At 72.1% G+C, this 15,939-nt stretch carries 13 protein-coding genes; 10 read left to right on the top strand and 3 right to left on the bottom strand.

Annotated features, from left to right (window positions below; all coding sequences use genetic code 11):
- The first annotated feature begins 353 nt into the window (after positions 1–353).
- The 3 genes from IE242_RS24570 to pdxR all read left to right on the top strand — a co-directional run bounded on the left by IE242_RS24570 (position 354) and on the right by pdxR (position 4,993).
- A complete protein-coding gene (locus IE242_RS24570) occupies positions 354–1,760 on the top strand; it encodes a PP2C family protein-serine/threonine phosphatase (protein WP_189862822.1) in 1,407 nt (468 codons plus the stop codon).
- Positions 1,761–1,911: 151 nt separating this feature from the next.
- The gene (locus IE242_RS24565) at positions 1,912–3,375 is read left to right on the top strand and encodes an aminopeptidase P family protein (RefSeq protein ID WP_189862820.1); all 1,464 of its coding nucleotides are present in this window, start codon (positions 1,912–1,914) and stop codon (positions 3,373–3,375) included.
- A 157-nt stretch (positions 3,376–3,532) separates the two neighbouring features.
- A complete protein-coding gene (pdxR, locus tag IE242_RS24560; RefSeq protein WP_189862818.1) occupies positions 3,533–4,993 on the top strand; it encodes a MocR-like pyridoxine biosynthesis transcription factor PdxR in 1,461 nt (486 codons plus the stop codon).
- 16 nt (positions 4,994–5,009) lie between these two features.
- Here the strand turns inward: pdxR and IE242_RS24555 are convergent, their stop codons facing one another.
- From IE242_RS24555 to IE242_RS24545, 3 genes are all read right to left on the bottom strand, one after another.
- The gene (locus IE242_RS24555) at positions 5,010–5,867 is read right to left on the bottom strand and encodes a triphosphoribosyl-dephospho-CoA synthase (RefSeq protein ID WP_189863066.1); all 858 of its coding nucleotides are present in this window, start codon (positions 5,865–5,867) and stop codon (positions 5,010–5,012) included.
- 53 nt (positions 5,868–5,920) lie between these two features.
- On the bottom strand, positions 5,921–6,892 hold the full coding sequence (locus IE242_RS24550) for an intradiol ring-cleavage dioxygenase (RefSeq protein WP_189862816.1): 972 nt from the start codon (positions 6,890–6,892) through the stop codon (positions 5,921–5,923).
- A gap of 169 nt (positions 6,893–7,061) precedes the next feature.
- Positions 7,062–7,514 carry an ATP-binding protein gene (locus IE242_RS24545; protein ID WP_189862815.1) on the bottom strand — a complete coding sequence of 151 codons (453 nt, stop codon included), beginning with the start codon at positions 7,512–7,514 and terminating at the stop codon, positions 7,062–7,064.
- A 441-nt stretch (positions 7,515–7,955) separates the two neighbouring features.
- Between IE242_RS24545 and IE242_RS24540 the strand changes: the two genes are divergently transcribed.
- The 7 genes from IE242_RS24540 to pheA all read left to right on the top strand — a co-directional run bounded on the left by IE242_RS24540 (position 7,956) and on the right by pheA (position 15,579).
- The gene (locus tag IE242_RS24540; protein ID WP_189862812.1) at positions 7,956–8,759 is read left to right on the top strand and encodes a hypothetical protein; all 804 of its coding nucleotides are present in this window, start codon (positions 7,956–7,958) and stop codon (positions 8,757–8,759) included.
- 216 nt (positions 8,760–8,975) lie between these two features.
- Entirely contained in the window at positions 8,976–9,719 is a 744-nt protein-coding gene (locus IE242_RS24535; RefSeq protein ID WP_189862810.1) for a YcnI family copper-binding membrane protein, read from the top strand.
- Positions 9,720–9,826: 107 nt separating this feature from the next.
- Positions 9,827–10,534 (top strand): SCO family protein, encoded by a 708-nt coding sequence (locus IE242_RS24530; protein ID WP_189862808.1) that lies wholly within the window; start codon positions 9,827–9,829, stop codon positions 10,532–10,534.
- Positions 10,531–11,100, top strand: a complete 570-nt coding sequence (locus IE242_RS24525; protein WP_189862806.1) for a copper chaperone PCu(A)C — start codon at positions 10,531–10,533, stop codon at positions 11,098–11,100. The genes IE242_RS24530 and IE242_RS24525 overlap by 4 nt, the downstream gene beginning before the upstream one ends.
- 32 nt (positions 11,101–11,132) lie before the next feature.
- A complete protein-coding gene (locus tag IE242_RS24520) occupies positions 11,133–13,115 on the top strand; it encodes a copper resistance CopC/CopD family protein (protein WP_189863064.1) in 1,983 nt (660 codons plus the stop codon).
- 8 nt (positions 13,116–13,123) lie between these two features.
- Positions 13,124–14,476, top strand: coding sequence for an iron uptake transporter deferrochelatase/peroxidase subunit (gene efeB, locus IE242_RS24515; protein WP_189862804.1), 1,353 nt, complete (start codon positions 13,124–13,126; stop codon positions 14,474–14,476).
- A gap of 167 nt (positions 14,477–14,643) precedes the next feature.
- A complete protein-coding gene (pheA, locus tag IE242_RS24510; protein ID WP_189862802.1) occupies positions 14,644–15,579 on the top strand; it encodes a prephenate dehydratase in 936 nt (311 codons plus the stop codon).
- Positions 15,580–15,939: the final 360 nt, after the last annotated feature.

Here is a 15,939-nt window from a genome sequence, read left to right as displayed (position 1 = left end):
CGGGAGGATGGGGCACGGTCGTCGGTGGCTAAGACGCCCGGTTCGGGCACCAGGTTCCGGGCGATCCCCACCACCCTGGCCTTCACCGAGTACGTACCCATCACAACCGCTGTGACGCTCCGTCGAACAAGCCCAGTCGACCGCAATACGCCGTTCCCTCGGACAGTTTTCAGCCAACTTCACGAATAAGCAAGAGTCTCACCAAGCCCATGGACACCAGCATTCCCAGCAGGACAATGCTGGACATCCCCTCACAAGTCCGTGTACATGTGGAGACATCGCTAGCGGCGCAAAATGACATGGGGGTTTGCGATGCTATTGAGTAGAATGCACCCGTCCGAAAGCCGGACGCGATGAACGCCCCGCACCTTCCGAAAGTGGCCGGAATCGATTCAACCGTTCCGTCCCCCGCACACACTGCCGCGCCGACATGCGCCGCCACGGACACCCCGGTGGCCCCTCCCCGCATCGCCCCCGGAGCCGTGCTCCAGGACCGGCTGGCGGGCTGGGTGTCCGACCTCACGACCCTGCACGAACTGACCGAACGCCTCGCCCGCACGGCCGCACTCACCGACGCGCTGCACGAGGTGCTGCGGGCCGGAGCCGCCCTGGTGGGCGCCCGGCGCGGTCTCGTCGTCCTCGAACCCGGCGACGGACTCGGTCCGGACACGACCCTCGGCCTCGGGCTCGGGCGGTCCGATCTCGGCCACATCGAGACCGTCCCCCGGGCCGCCATGTCGTACGGCCGGATCCTCGACGGTCTGCCGGGCGGCGAGGCCGAGATCGCCCAGCCGGATCTGTTCGCCGAGGACGGGCTCGACCCCCGCCACCGCGAGGTGGCCGCCCGCCTCGGTTACGCCGCGAGCTACACGCTGCCGCTCGCCACGGAGGCGGCGGGCCGGCTCGGCGCGGCCGTCTGGCTGTACGACGAGCCCGCGGAACCGGTCGCGCGGCAGCGGCACCTGATCGGTCTCTATGCCCGTTACGCGGGCGAGCACCTGGCCCGGGTCGTGGAGATCGAGCGCACGCGCGCGTGCATGACGACGATCTCCGAGGAGCTGCTCCCCTCCCGGCTGCCCAGGATCGCCGGCGTCCAGCTCGCCGCCCGGCACCGCACCGGGCCGCGCGGCGGCGGCGACTGGTACGACGCCCTGCCGCTGCCCGACGCCGCGCTCGGCCTGGCCGTCGGCTCCGTCACCGGGTCCGGGCCGAGCGCCGTCGCCGCCATGGGCCGCCTGCGGGCGTCGCTGCGGGCGTACGCCGTGATGGAGGGCGAGGACCCCGTCGCCGTCCTGTCCGATCTGGAACTGCTGCTGAGGCTCACCGAGCCCGCCCGCTGCGCCACCGCCCTCTTCGCGTACTGCGAGCCAGCCCTGCGCAAGATCACGATGGCCGGCGCCGGGCACAGCCCGCCCCTGGTGATCGGCGAACGGCGCACGGAGTTCGTGGAGACGTCCCTGTCGGCCCCGCTGGGCATGCTCGCCTGCTGGGAGGCACCGAGCGTCGAACTGACCGTGGAACCGGGCGAGACCGTGCTCCTCTACACCGACGGACTGCTGCGCCGCACCGGCGACCCCGTCGACCGTGCCTTCACCCGGCTCCACGCGGCCGCCGCGAGCGCGCCGCGGGCGGTGCGCGCCGACCCGGGCGCGGTCGCCGACCACGTGCTGCGCGCCGTGCTGCCGGAGGACGGGCGGGGCGGGCCGGGCAAGGACCGCGGCAACGAGGACATCGTGCTGCTGGCGGCACGTTTCGAGTGAGCCGATGGGGCGCGTTCCGAGCGGGCCCGCCGCCCTTTCGGCATGAGCTCGTCGCAGGCGACCGCAGCCGCCGGTGTCAGGGGCTTTCCCCCATCTGGCTCCCGTACACACGACCGTACGATGGAGGAGGTCCAGTGCCGTAACAAGGAGGATGACCGTGGCGGACGAGCTCCCGGAGACCCCGGAGAACGAGCCGGAAGAGCCGATCAAGCAGCGCAAGAACGGCCTGTACCCGGGCGTGTCCGACGAGCTGGCCGAGAACATGAAGTCCGGCTGGGCCGACACCGAGCTGCGTGACCTGGAGCCGATCGCCCAGGCCGCCGAGACGGCCGCCCGCCGCGCCGCGCTGTCCGCCCGGTTCCCGGGTGAGCGCCTCGTCGTCCCCGCGGGCAACCTGAAGACCCGCTCAAACGACACCGAGTACCCCTTCCGCGCCTCCGTCGAGTACGCGTACCTCACCGGCAACCAGACCGAGGACGGCGTCCTGGTGCTGGAGCCGACGGCCGACGGGCACCAGGCGACGATCTACCTGCTGCCGCGCTCGGACCGCGAGAACGGCGAGTTCTGGCTGTCCGGCCAGGGCGAGCTGTGGGTCGGCCGCCGCCACTCCCTCACCGAGGCCGAGAAGCTGTACGGCATCCCCGCCTCGGACGTGCGCGAGCTGCCCGAGCAGCTCAGGGAGGCCACCGGCCCGGTCCGCGTCGTCCGCGGGTACGACGCCGGGATCGAGACGGCGCTGCACGACAAGGTGACCGCCGAGCGCGACGAGGAGCTGCGGGTCTTCCTCTCCGAGGCGCGGCTGGTCAAGGACGATTTCGAGATCGGTGAGCTGCAGAAGGCCGTCGACTCGACCGTGCGCGGCTTCGAGGACGTGGTGAAGGTCCTCGACAAGGCCGAGGCCACGTCGGAGCGGTACATCGAGGGCACGTTCTTCCTCCGCGCGCGTGTGGAGGGCAACGACGTGGGCTACGGCACCATCGCCGCCGCCGGCCCGCACGCCTGCACGCTGCACTGGGTCCGCAACGACGGCCCGGTCCGCTCCGGCGACCTGCTGCTGCTGGACGCCGGCGTGGAGACGCACACGTACTACACGGCCGACGTCACGCGCACGCTGCCCGTCAGCGGCACCTACAGCGACGTCCAGAAGAAGGTCTACGACGCCGTGTACGAGGCCCAGGAGGCCGGTATCGCGGCGGTGAAGCCGGGCGCCAAGTACCGCGACTTCCACGACGCCGCACAGCGCGTGCTGACCGAGAAGCTCGTCGAGTGGGGCCTGGTCGAGGGCCCGGTCGAGCGGGTCCTGGAGCTGGGCCTCCAGCGCCGCTGGACGCTGCACGGCACCGGGCACATGCTCGGCATGGACGTCCACGACTGCGCCGCCGCACGGACCGAGACGTACGTGGAGGGCACGCTGGAGCCCGGCATGGTGCTCACCGTCGAGCCGGGCCTGTACTTCCAGGCCGACGACCTGAGCGTGCCCGAGGAGTACCGCGGGATCGGCGTCCGCATCGAGGACGACATCCTGGTGACCGAGGACGGCAACCGGAACCTCTCGGCGGACCTGCCCCGGCGCTCCGACGAGGTCGAGGCGTGGATGGCGTCCCTCAAGGGATGACGTCCAAGGGATGACGCCGACGCCGTCATGGGAACGGTGCTGATTCCAGGCCCTATGGTGCGTTCCGCGCGCTGACATGACACTGGTGGCCGGGTGCCCTCCTGGGTACCCGGCCACTCGTGTACCCGGGGGAGGGACGTGTCCCCCTGGGTTTTTCATGCGCCTAGGGGGGCGATTCTCTGTGGTCAGGGGACCCGGTCACACCACGGACTTCTGGTCCGGTGTCGGAGCGGAGCTGCGCCGGGGTTCGGAGGCGGCCGCGGGACGCAGGGCGGGGCTGGAGCACGCGCTCAGGGATGCCGTGCGGGCAGGGCGACTCGCTCCGGGCACCCGGCTGCCCGCGACCCGGCGCCTCGCGACCGAACTGGGCATCTCCCGGGGCACGGCGAAGGCCGCGTACGACCAGCTGGTCGCGGAGGGGTACCTGACGGCACGTCAGGGATCGGGCACGGAGGTGGCGCCGCTGCCCTCGGACACCGTGTCGCCGGCCGTCGGGGACGCACGCGCGCGTGCACCCCGTTTCGACCTGCGGCCCGGCAGTCCCGACGTGGGCGCGTTCCCGGCGGCGGCCTGGCTGCGCTCGATGCGGCGCGCGATCGCGACGGCGCCCTCACTGGCGTACGACTACGGGGATCCGCGCGGCCGCATCGAGCTGCGGACGGCGCTGTCGGGCTATCTGGGACGGGCGCGCGGCGTGCTCGCCCCGCCGGAACGCATCGTCATCACCTCGGGCTATGTCCAGGGGCTGGCCCTGCTCACGCGCGTGCTGGACGGCGGAGCGGTCGCCATGGAGGACCCCGGAATGCCGTTCCACCGGGACGTCGTGCGGCGCAACGGCGGGACGGTCGTACCGGTACGGGTCGACGGACGAGGGGCCTGTGTCGAGGACCTGGTGGCTCCGGCGGCCGTCGTGGTCACTCCCGCCCACCAGTACCCGACCGGTGTCCCCCTGCACCCCGAGCGGCGGCGGGCGCTCACCGACTGGGCGCGCAGGCACGGCGGGCTGATCGTCGAGGACGACTACGACGGGGAGTTCCGCTACGACCGGCAGCCGCTGGGCGCTCTCCAGGGCATGGCCCCGAACCACGTCGTCTACCTGGGCACGGCCTCGAAGACGCTCGGTCCCGCACTGCGGCTGGGCTGGATGGTGCTGCCGCCGCACCTCGTCGACGCCGTCGCGGACGCCAAGCTGCACAGCGACCATCACACCGAGTCCATGGGTCAGTTGGCTCTCGCGGAGATGATCACCAGCCATGCGTACGACCGGCACGTCCGGGCCTGCCGGCTCCGTTACCGGCGCCGCCGGGACCAGTTGCTGGACCTGCTGGGTCCGGGGCGGGACGTGCGGGGCATCGCGGCGGGCCTCCACGCGCTGATCGAGGTACCGGACGAGGACGGGGTGCTGGCGCGTGCCGAGGCCGAGGGGCTCGCGGTCGGGCGGCTCGGGGACCACTGGCACGTACCGGGCGCACCGGGGGCGTCGTACGACGGCCGTCCGCAGGGGCTGGTGATCGGGTACGGCACGCCCCGCCAGCGGGCCTATCCCGAGACGCTGGAGGTGCTGGGGAAGGTGCTGGACGGGGCGGCCGGGGCGACCGGGGCGACCGGGGAGCGCTGAGCAAGGCCGCCCACCGCTAGGTGGCGGGCAGGTGCCGGGTGACCGGCACGGGCAGGTGGCCGACGACCGGCAGGGCGTCCGCGAACAGCGCTCCCGCGAGGAGCGATCCGCTGCCGCGCGGGCTCCACGCGCGCGCGTGCAGGTCGGCATCGAGAGCCGTGAGGGCATCCCGGCCGGAGTCCGAGGCGGTGCCCCCGGCGTCCAGTACCGCCCGGGCGCCCGCCTGGACGTGGCGCAGCCCGTGCGGGCCGGCCGTGTACAGGAGCTCCGTGTCCTGGAGGGTGGACATCACGGTGAGGAGGGCGTCGAGCCGGGCGTTCGGCTCGGGCGCCCCCGCCGCGCGGGCCCGGGCCAGCGCCTCCAGGGCCCGGCGCACATGTGGGAACCCGGCCCGTGCCTCACCGCGGGCCCCGGCAGCCCCGTACTTCGCGGAGACGGACGAGCCCCGGGACGGCCGTCGCGGCGCCCGCCGGTCGGGGTGGGCGGCGATCCGTTTCGCGGTGGCGGCGAGCCCGGCTCCCCGCACGCCAGGTTCCAGGGCCGCGGCGGCGACCAGGAACCCGAGCACCCAGAGGGCGCCCCGGTGGCCGCCGCCGGCCAGGTCCACCGAGTGCTCGGTGGACCGGCCGACGGCGCCCAGTTCGGCCCTCAGCCCGGGCGACGGAGCACCGGTACGGCGGGCGGCCGCCGCCATCGCCGTGAGGCCCGGCACCAGTGCCTCGGCCGACCAGCGCAGGGCGCGGTGGTCCTGCCGGGTGACGCGGGCGCGGAGGTCGCGCGGGTCGGGCAGGCCGGGCTTGGGGGCGAGCTCCAGCTGCCACGTCAGCGCGGCCACGGCGGCCCGGGCGAGCGCCTCGTCCTCAGGGCTGCCCACGCGCGCGTGTCCTGCGCGCTCCACGGCACTGCGGCTGTTCACGCGCGCGTGCCTTACGAGGAGGAAGCCGCGGAGGAGGACTGTTCCGACGGCGTGCCGCTCGGCGCTCCGCCCTTGGGAGGCGTGCCGCCCTCCGGAGGCGTCCCTCCGCCGCCCTCGCCACCGCCGCCCGCACCGGTGTTCTCGGCGTCCGGGTCGATGCCGAGCGTGATGTATCCCCTGTAGCCCTTGGACGGGTCGCCCTTGTGGACCGGCTTCAGGGTGAGCAGGCCGCTGGACGCGCCACCGCCGTCGTACACCATGTCGTCGTCGAGCTTCGTGTAGGTCCCGGTGTGCTTGCTGTAGGGCTCCAGCTCGAAAATCTGCTCGGCGACGTCGTCGTCGAAGAAGAGCTGGCCGGTGAAGTTGACCTTGCCACCCTCGTAGGTGCCGTCCTCCTTCTCGCCGCCCGTGTGTACCTTCACATGGATGTGGCAGGTCCGTGGCGTGTACCAACCGGGCATGATCGTCTCGAACTTGACGACTCCGTTGACGTTCGCGATCTGGTATCCGCGCAGATACGTCTGGTCGTCGGCGTCCGAGCCGTCCTCGCTCTCGGCGGGCGCGGAGCCGCCGGGGTTGGCCGTGGTGTAGCCGGAGTAGTAGCCCCAGGCGTCGCAGTGCCAGATCTCCACGGCCGCGCCCGCGGCCGGGGCGCAGGACTCGGTGGTGTCCTGGACGACGATGCGCAGCGTCAGCGGGACGCCGTCCTTGCCCTCCGTGATGTCCTTCCGCACGAGGGCGCCGTCCAGGTAGTACGGCCCCTCGGTGACGCTCGACATCAGTACGCACTGGCCGCTGCCCGCGGAGGACGCCGCCCCGGAGGCCGCCGCGGGCGTCGCGGCGGCCGTGGTGGCGGTGGTCGTCTCGCCGGCGAAGGCCGCCTGGTACCCGGCGACCGCGAGCCCGCCGGCCGCGACCGTCCCGCCGGTCACCGCGAGGGCGCGGCGCCTGGTGATCGATGAGTTCCCGTCGTTTCCCGTCATGGGCGGGACGGTAGGAAGGGCGTCCGTCAACGGGCTGAGGGGACGCTGTGCGCGGCCTGAGAACGCCGGCAACGATGCCGGAACATGCCAGGGGCGTATGCACCAAGTTCGGCAAGATGCCCGATTCCGGGTGGGTGGCCGCCGGCCGGCCGCACGTGTCGCGCCGCCCTCAGACCGCCATGAGCGGAGCGCCCTCGCGCCACTTGAGGATCTTGTCGAAGCTCACCACCGCGCCGTCCCGGCCCGGTTTGTTGCCGATGTGCACATGGTCGGCGAGCTCCTCGATGAGGCACAGACCACGGCCGTGCTCGGCGTCGGTCCGGGCCGGACGGATCGGCGGACGCCCCCGGTCGACGGGGAAACCGGGGCCGGAGTCGGCGACTTCGATACGGCACTTCTCACCGTCGAGGTAAGCGGTGACCCGGTACGCCTCGGACGGGCTGCCGGACGGGTCCCCACCGTGCTCGACGGCGTTGGCGCAGGCTTCGCTGAGGGCGACGGAGAGGTCGTAGGAGACGTCCGGGTCCACACCCGCGGTCTCCATCGTGCCGATCAGCAGCCTCCGGGCGAGCGGCACGCTGGCGGCTTCCCGCCGCAGATGGAGTGACCACCAGATGCTCATGCTCCAGCCTCCCGGCCGCGGCTCGACATACCGATACGTATTGCCCTGCCCATGGCTGTGTAAGCCCGTACATCGCGTGATGACGCCCATACGGCGGGTGTGCCGACCCCGTGAACCGGTGTATGCGGGGCCGCGCCACCGCGTGAACGGCCGCCGCCTCCGCACTCCCCGCAGGAGACGACCGACCGGTGACCGCGCGCTCCCGGTGACACCCCGTCAGGCGGCATTGCCCGGATTTCGCCCGGTATCCCCCTTGTCGCGCCGACAGCTGCTGGCCCCCACGCGCCTTCCGCTCCTGCCACTGCCTGTGTCCCCCCTCAGAACCCCAGCTCGGACAGCTCGTGCGGTGAGGAGATGAACGTACGCCCCTTGTCCGCCCGTACGTAACCGTGTGGACCTGCCCTATGGGGCGGTTAAGGCCAGTGCGATGATGAGCACGCCATGACTGCCCCCCACCAGCGCACGGCGCGCTCCGGAGCGCAGCTCCGGGTCCTGCGGGCCGCGGTGTTCGCCGCGGTCTGCGTCGTGCTGGCCGCGGGAGGTCATGCGCTGGCCTCCTGCGCCGCGATCCCGCTGTGGAGTCTGGCCGCGGGGTTCACCGCCGTCTTCGCGGTGGCCGCCCCGCTCGCCGGGCGGGAGCGCTCGCTGGCGGGCATCGCGGCGCTGCTGGCGCTCGGTCAGACGGCGCTGCACACGCTCTTCGGGTTCGGTCAGCACGGCACGGTCACGGCGGCGGGCACCACCGGCTCCATGGACGCCGCCCTCGTCGAACGCGCCGCACGCCTGGTGTGCGGGGCCGCCGCGGCGGCGATCAGCCCGGCCCAGGCCCAGCGCATCCTCACCGACGCGGGACTTTCCCCGTACCCGGTGCACGCCGGGCATCACCCGGCGGACGCCATGTCGACGGCCGCGGGCTCCTCGGCGTCCGTCCTGCCGTCCCTGCCCATGCTGCTCGGCCACATACTCGCGGCCGTCGCCGCCGGGTGGGTGCTGCGCCATGGGGACCTGGCGCTGCTGCGGATCGCGCGGCTCTCCGCGGACGCGGCGCTCGTACGGTCCCTGCGGGGTGCCCTCGCCCTGGCGCGGGCCCTGCGCTCCGGGCTGACGGGCACGACGGGTCCCGCGCCGCGTGCCGTGCGCACCACGCGCGAGGCACCGCCGACGCCACGGACGACCGCACTCCAGCACACGGTGATCCGGCGCGGCCCGCCCTTCCCCGGCACCGCCCTCGTCCTCGCCGCCTGACGCGCCACACCACTCCGCACGGAGGGGGTGCCGTGCGCCGTCGTGCGGCACGCGCGCGCGTGGCCGTCGTTCCCGGCGTTGCTCCTCGGCTCCGGCGTCCTTCCCGACGTCGCCGTGTCCGACGCCGTCTGCCCGGGATCGGCTTCTCCTGCGTCACCGCGCTCGCACGCGCGCGCCTTCCCACCGACCATCACTCATCGTGGAGTGTCAGCTGTCATGAAGGTTTCCCGTATCGCCGCCGCCGGTGCCGTCGCCGCCTCGGCCGTCGTCGTCCTGTCCTCCCCCGCGTTCGCGCACGTCAGCGTGCAGCCGGAGGGCACCGCCGCCCAGGGCGGGTACGCGACCGTCAACTTCAAGGTCCCCAACGAGCGCGACGACGCCTCGACCACGAAGCTCGAGGTGAGCTTCCCGACCGACCACCCGCTCGCCTCGGTGCAGCCGCAGGCCGTCGCCGGCTGGGACGTCGAGGTCACCAAGTCCAAGCTCGACAAGCCGGTCGAACTGCACGGCGAGAAGATCGACGAGGCCGTCTCCAAGGTCACGTGGACCGCCTCCGGCAAGGGCATCGAACCCGGCTTCTTCCAGAAGTTCCCGCTCTCCGTCGGCCAGCTCCCCGAGGACACCGACGAGCTCGTCTTCAAGGCCCTCCAGACGTACTCCAACAAGGAGGTCGTCCGCTGGATCGAGGTGGCGCAGGACGGGGCGGAGGAGCCCGACTACCCGGCGCCGGTGCTCGCGCTGTCCGCCGCGAGCGACGACGAGCACGGTTCGTCCGGCGCGGACGCCGGTGACGAGGCCGGTGACACCGAGGCCGCCTCCGCCGACAGCTCCGAGCAGGCCGCCGAGCCCGCCGACACCAGCGACACCACGGCCCGCGTCCTGGGCGTCGTCGGCATCGTCGTGGGCGCCGCGGGTGTGGCGTACGGCGTGCTGGCCGGCCGTCGGCGCGGCAACGCCTGAGGCCTTTCCCCGCTTCCGGCGCGCAGCAGGGGTCGTACGCCGTCCGTCCCGGCGGCGGCGTACGACCCCGGTGCGCGCCGGAGCCCGAACATCTGGGACATTTTCCTATGCGCACCAACAGCTCGAAGCGTACGAAGAGCACGAACACCAAGAAGACGTACGCGGCAGCGGCTCTGCTCACCGCTGCCGCCCTCGCTCTCTCCGGCTGCGGGGGTGGTGGCGACGACGACGCGAGCGCGCCCGTCGCCGAGGTCTCCGCGGAGTCCGCGTCGGCCAAGGCGGCGACCGTGCTCGACCAGCCGTTCGAGAAGCCGGACCTGGTCCTCACGGACACACACGGCGAGTCGTACGACCTCCGCGCCGAGACCAAGGGCAAGCCGACGCTGGTCTACTTCGGTTACACCAACTGCCCGGACGTCTGCCCGCTGACGATGAACAACATCGCCGTCGCCAAGAAGGAGGCGGCGAAGAAGCTGTCCGCCTCCCAGCTGGAACAGCTGCGCATCGTCTTCGTCACCACCGACCCGGAGCGCGACACCCCGAAGGCGCTCGGCGAGTGGCTCAAGGGCATCGACTCCGACATCGTCGGCCTGACCGGTGACTTCGACACGATCCAGGCCGGTGCCCGCACCCTCGGCATCTCCATCGAGCCGCCCACGAAGGACAAGGACGGCAAGGTCACCTCCATGCACGGCACCCAGGTCATCGCCTTCTCCCCGAAGACGGACGCGGGCTATGTCCTGTACGGGGAGGACGCGACCGTCGACGACTACACCCGGGACCTGCCGAAGCTCCTCGAGGGAGCCAAGCCGTGAGGCGACGCACGGCCTCCCTCGGCGCCCTGGTCCTCACGGCCGGGCTCGCCCTGACGGGCTGCGGGGGCGACGGCGCGAGCGACAGCGGTGACCGGGGCGACGGGCTGCGGGTGACCTCCGCCTACATGCCCCAGCCGGTCACCGACGCCATGGCGGCCGGCTACCTGGTCGTCGAGAACGACAGTGACCGGTCCGACACCCTCGAATCCGCCGGCAGCGACATCGCCGAGGACGTCACCATCCACCAGACGTCCGGACAGACGATGGGGATCGCCGACAGCGAGGACCGCGAGGTGCCCGCCCATGGCAGCCTCGTCCTCGAGAGCGGCGGAATGCACCTGATGTTCGAGAAGCTCAAGCGCAAGCCGGAGGAGGGCGAGACCGTGTCCGTGAAGCTGCGCTTCGCCGAGGCCGGCTCCGTCACGGTCGAGATGCCGGTGAAGTCCGCCACGTACCAGCCGGAGCCGAGTACCGAATCGGGCTCCGCGTCCGGTTCCGCGTCGGACTCCGGGTCGAGTAAGGCATCGTCCTCGTCGTCGTCATCCTCGTCGTCGCACCACCACTGAGGGAGGGAACACCGTTGAGGCCGTCGAGTCGCGTGCGGCAGACCGCCGCTTCCCGCGTCCGGGCGCTGTTGCTGCTGTTCGTCGCCGTGGCCGGCGTCCTCATCGCCGGTGCCCTGCCGGTCTCCGCGCACGCCGCGCTGACCGGCAGCGATCCGCAGCAGGGAACGGTCGTCGAGGAGGCGCCGTCACGGGTGTCGCTCACCTTCTCCGAGGCCGTCGCGATGTCCGACGGCTCGATACGGGTGTACGACCCCAAGGGCAAGCAGGTCGACACCGGCACGACGTCCGACCTGGGCGGCAACACCTACGCCGTGAAGCTGCACGCGGGGCTCCCCGACGGCACGTTCACCGTGACCTACCAGGTGGTCTCGGCCGACAGCCATCCCGTCTCGGGGGCCTTCACGTTCTCCGTGGGCGCGCCGTCCGAGACCACCGCCGCCGTGCCCGAGCAGCAGGCGGGCGGCGGCCTCGTCGGCGGGCTCTACGGCTTCACGCGCTACGCCGCGTACGCCGGTTTCACCCTCCTCGTCGGCGGTGCGGCCTTCGTGCTGGCCTGCTGGCCGCACGGTGCCGGGGTACGGCCCGTGCAGCGACTGGTGGTCTCCGGGTGGCTCACCCTGACCGCGGCCACCCTCGCGATGCTCCTCATGCGCGGCTCGTACACCGGCTCCGGGAACGTCGGCGACATCTTCGACCTGAGTCTGCTCGGTGACGTACTGCGGACCAAGACGGGCGCCGCTCTGGTCTCCCGACTGCTGCTGCTCGCGGCGGCGGCCCTGTTCATCGCGGTGCTCTTCGGGGCGTACGTACGGCGGGACGGGGACGAGGACGAGGACGCAAAGGGCGAGGACGAGAACGGGGCCGGGAGCGAGAAGCGGGACCTCACCTTCGGGCTAGCGCTCGGCGGAAGCGTCGTGGCGGCGGGCCTCGCCGCCAGCTGGGCCATGGCCGAGCACGCCTCGACCGGAATCCAGACGGGCATCGCGATGCCCGTCGACGTGCTCCACCTGCTGGCGGTCGCCGCCTGGCTGGGTGGACTGGCCGCGCTGCTCGTGGCCCTGTTCCGGGCACCCGCGGACGCGCCGGTCGAGGTACGGGCGGTGCGCCGGTTCTCGCGCGTCGCGTTCGGCAGCGTGCTCGTGCTGGCCGCGACCGGCCTCTACCAGTCGTGGCGGCAGGTCGGCTCCTGGTCGGCGCTGACCGGTACGTCGTACGGGCAGCTACTGCTCGTGAAGATCGGCCTCGTGGCGGTGCTCGTGGGCATCGGCTGGTTCTCACGCCGCTGGACCGCACGGCTCGCCGAGCTTCCCGCGACCACGGGGAAGGACAGGCAGACCGTCACCGCGGACAAAGCCGGCTCGGGGGGCACGGGGAAGGGCAAGCAGTCCGTCACCCCGAAGGGCCCGTCCACCGCATCCGCCACGGGTGACGCCCGGCGTGCCGCGCAGCTCGCCCGGCAGCAGGCCGCCGTGGCCGCCGCGCGGGAGAAGCGGATCAGGAACGCCGACCCGAGCCGTACGGGGCTGCGCCGGTCCGTGCTCGCCGAGGCGGGCGTGGCCGTCGCCCTGCTGGCCGTGACGACCGTCCTGACGACGACCGAACCCGGACGCACGGAGGAGGAGGCCAGGGCGGCCACGTCCTCGGCACAGCAGTCCGACGCGGCCGGACAGACCGGGGTCCTGTCCCTGGACATCCCGTTCGACACCGGAGGCGAGAACGGCAAGGGAGTCGTGCGCATCGACCTCGACCCCGCCCGCGTGGGCGGCAACGACCTGCACGTCTATGTGCAGCGCCCCGACGGCAAGGCCTTCGACATCCCCGAGGTGAAGATCGCCTTCACCCTCGAGGCGAAGGACATCGGCCCCCTGCCCGTGGTCCCCGACCACATCTCCACCGGACACTGGACGGCGAGCGGGGTGCAGATCCCGATGGCAGGTGACTGGGAGGTCGCGGTCACGGTACGGACGTCCGACATCGACCAGGTGACCGTCAAGAAGAACGCGAAGATCGGCTGAACCACACCATGCCTGACCGGTCCACACCCGAGGTGCCCGCCCCCGAGGCCGGCAACACTCAGAAGAACACGGCCGCCACCACTGCTCCTGCGGATGCCTCCCCACAGAGGGGCCCGGAGAAGGCCGGGGGCGCCTCCCCGAGCAGACTCGTCTCGCGGCGGCGGCTGCTCGGCACCGCCGGGGCGACCGGGCTCGCGCTCGGCGCGGCGGGCGGGGCCGCCGGGTACGCCGCCGCTCCCTCCCCCGAGAAGGTCGCGCCGCTCACCTCGCTCGGTACCGGCCGCGTGGCGTTTCACGTGAAACATCAGCCCGGTATCACCACCCCGCTTCAGGCCGCCGGGCACTTCGTCGCCTTCGACCTGACGGCGGGTTCGGGCCGCAAGGAGGCAGTCGCGCTTCTGCGACGCTGGTCGGACACCGCCCGCCGGCTGATGGCTGGTGAGGCCGCCGCACAGGACGACACGGACGTGGCCCGGGACGCGGGGCCGTCGTCCCTCACGGTCACCTTCGGCTTCGGGCACAGCTTCTTCGCGCGCACGGGCCTGGAGAAGCAGCGCCCGGACGCCCTCGATCCCCTGCCCGACTTCTCCTCCGACCACCTCGACAAGAAGCGCAGCAACGGCGACCTGTGGGTACAGATCGGCGCCCATGACGCCCTGGTCGCCTTCCACGCCCTGCGCGCGATCCAGAAGGACGCGGGCGACGCTGCGCGTGTGCGCTGGCAGATGAACGGCTTCAACCGCTCGCCGGGGGCCACCGCCCGCCCGATGACGGCACGCAACCTGATGGGCCAGCTCGACGGCACCCGTAATCCGAAGCCGTCCGACACCGACTTCGACGAGCGGATCTTCGTGCCCGCGTCCGGCGACCCCGCATGGATGGCGAACGGCTCCTACGTCGTCGTACGCCGCATCCGCATGCTCCTCGACGACTGGGAGAAGCTCTCGCTCAAGGAGCAGGAGGACGTCATGGGACGCAAGAAGTCGACCGGCGCACCCCTCACCGGCGGCGGCGAGACGACCGAACCGGACCTGGAGAAGACCGACGCCGACGGCAAGCTGATCATCCCGATCAACGCGCATTCCCGGATCACCCGCCCCGACCAGAACGGTGGCGCGGCGATGCTCCGCCGCTCGTTCTCCTTCCACGACGGTTTCGACGCGGACGGGGTCCCCGACGCGGGCCTCCTCTTCATCGCCTGGCAGGCCGACCCCCTGCGCGGTTTCGTGCCGGTACAGCGCAAGCTCGACCGGGGCGACGCCCTCTCGGCCTTCATCCGCCACGAGGCGAGCGGTCTCTTCGCGGTGCCGGGCGGTGCGGCGGAGGGGGAGTACGTGGGGCAGCAGTTGCTGGAGGGGTGAGGCTAAGGCCTCGTCCAGCCGGTACGGCCGGACCTCGGGGCGGTGGTGGGCTCGGAGGGGCGGTGGTGGGCTCGGAGGGGCGGTGAGCTGGGGTGGTGATCGACTCGGGGTGGTGGTGAAGGCGGGAAGCGTGCGCCGGGCTCCGGACGGCCCATTAGGGTGAGGCCATGCCAGCCAGCTACGTGTACCTCGGCCCCGAGGGCACCTTCACCGAGGTCGCCCTGCGCACGCTGCCGGAGACCGCGACCCGGGAGCTCGTTCCCGTGGTGTCCGTGCCCGCCGCGCTCGACGCCGTTCGCACCGGCGAGGCCGAAGCCGCGTTCGTACCGATCGAGAACTCCGTCGAGGGCGGCATCACCACCACGCTCGACGAGCTGGTCGCCGGCGCCCCGCTGATGATCTATCGGGAGGTGCTGCTCTCGATCACGTTCGCCCTGCTGGTGCGGCCCGGCACCGAGATGTCGGACATCAAGACGGTCACCGCCCACCCGGCGGCGCAGTCGCAGGTGCGCGACTGGATGAAGGCCAACCTGCCGCCCGACGTCGTCTGGGAGTCGGCCGCCTCGAACGCGGACGGTGCCCGGCTGGTGCAGGAGGGACGGTACGACGCGGCCTTCGCGGGCGAGTTCGCGGCGTCCCGGTACGGCCTGGAGGCCCTGCAGACGGGAATCCACGACGCAGAGAACGCCCAGACCCGGTTCGTGCTCGTCGGCCGCCCCGCCCGGCCCGCGGCGCCCACGGGCGCGGACAAGACCTCGGTGGTCATCTGGCAGCGCGACGACCACCCGGGCGGGCTGCGCGACCTGCTCGACGAGTTCGCCGTCCGGGGCGTCAACCTGATGCTGCTCCAGTCCCGCCCGACCGGAGAGGGCATCGGCAACTACTGCTTCGCGATCGACGCCGAGGGCCACATCTCCGACCGGCGCGTGGCGGAGGCGCTGATGGGACTCAAGCGGGTCTGCCTGGAGGTGCGTTACCTGGGCTCGTACCCGCGCGCGGACGCCACCGAGGAGGGGGTCCCGGCACCGCTGCCGGGCACCTCGGACGAGGCGTTCGTCACCGCGGCCGACTGGGTGGCCCGCTGCCAGGACGGCCGTTTCTGATCTCGCCGCTCGATCTCTCTGCTCTCTTCGTCCGGTCGTCGGCCGGACCGGTGGCTGATTTCCGGCCATCGTCGCCGGCGTCCCCGGCGGGCCTTCCCGGCCGTTCGGCTGTACACATCTTCGAGAGCCGGTCCTACCTGGCGATTTTCGTTTTCCACAGGGTTATCCACAGGTGGTCTTCTCGACCTGGGGACAAGTCGACAACAAAGCGCCACTCCATCGACAAATCACCCCGTGGGCCTCAACCACCCCCACAGGCCCGTTCATCACCCTACGTCCACTCGTTTCCCTTCGATAATCCTTTGGGGTGACCCAATTCCACTCGAAAGTGGACGCCGCGACAGCTTGAGCCGGAAATTC

Origin of the sequence: Streptomyces poonensis (assembly GCF_014650915.1) — a bacterium.
Classification (GTDB): domain Bacteria; phylum Actinomycetota; class Actinomycetes; order Streptomycetales; family Streptomycetaceae; genus Streptomyces; species Streptomyces poonensis.
Note: the sequence above shows the minus strand (reverse complement) of the source record. Positions and strands in the feature narration are given on the sequence as shown.

Excerpts from the sequence above, each read along its gene's own strand:
- IE242_RS24570 (WP_189862822.1), top strand. The coding sequence starts at position 354 with ATGAACGCCCCGCACCTTCCGAAAGTGGCCGGAATCGATTCAACCGTT.
- IE242_RS24565 (WP_189862820.1), top strand. The coding sequence starts at position 1,912 with ATGACCGTGGCGGACGAGCTCCCGGAGACCCCGGAGAACGAGCCGGAA.
- pdxR (WP_189862818.1), top strand. The coding sequence starts at position 3,533 with ATGCGCCTAGGGGGGCGATTCTCTGTGGTCAGGGGACCCGGTCACACC.
- IE242_RS24550 (WP_189862816.1), bottom strand. The coding sequence starts at position 6,892 with ATGACGGGAAACGACGGGAACTCATCGATCACCAGGCGCCGCGCCCTC.
- IE242_RS24545 (WP_189862815.1), bottom strand. The coding sequence starts at position 7,514 with ATGAGCATCTGGTGGTCACTCCATCTGCGGCGGGAAGCCGCCAGCGTG.
- IE242_RS24540 (WP_189862812.1), top strand. The coding sequence starts at position 7,956 with ATGACTGCCCCCCACCAGCGCACGGCGCGCTCCGGAGCGCAGCTCCGG.
- IE242_RS24535 (WP_189862810.1), top strand. The coding sequence starts at position 8,976 with ATGAAGGTTTCCCGTATCGCCGCCGCCGGTGCCGTCGCCGCCTCGGCC.
- IE242_RS24530 (WP_189862808.1), top strand. The coding sequence starts at position 9,827 with ATGCGCACCAACAGCTCGAAGCGTACGAAGAGCACGAACACCAAGAAG.
- efeB (WP_189862804.1), top strand. The coding sequence starts at position 13,124 with ATGCCTGACCGGTCCACACCCGAGGTGCCCGCCCCCGAGGCCGGCAAC.
- pheA (WP_189862802.1), top strand. The coding sequence starts at position 14,644 with ATGCCAGCCAGCTACGTGTACCTCGGCCCCGAGGGCACCTTCACCGAG.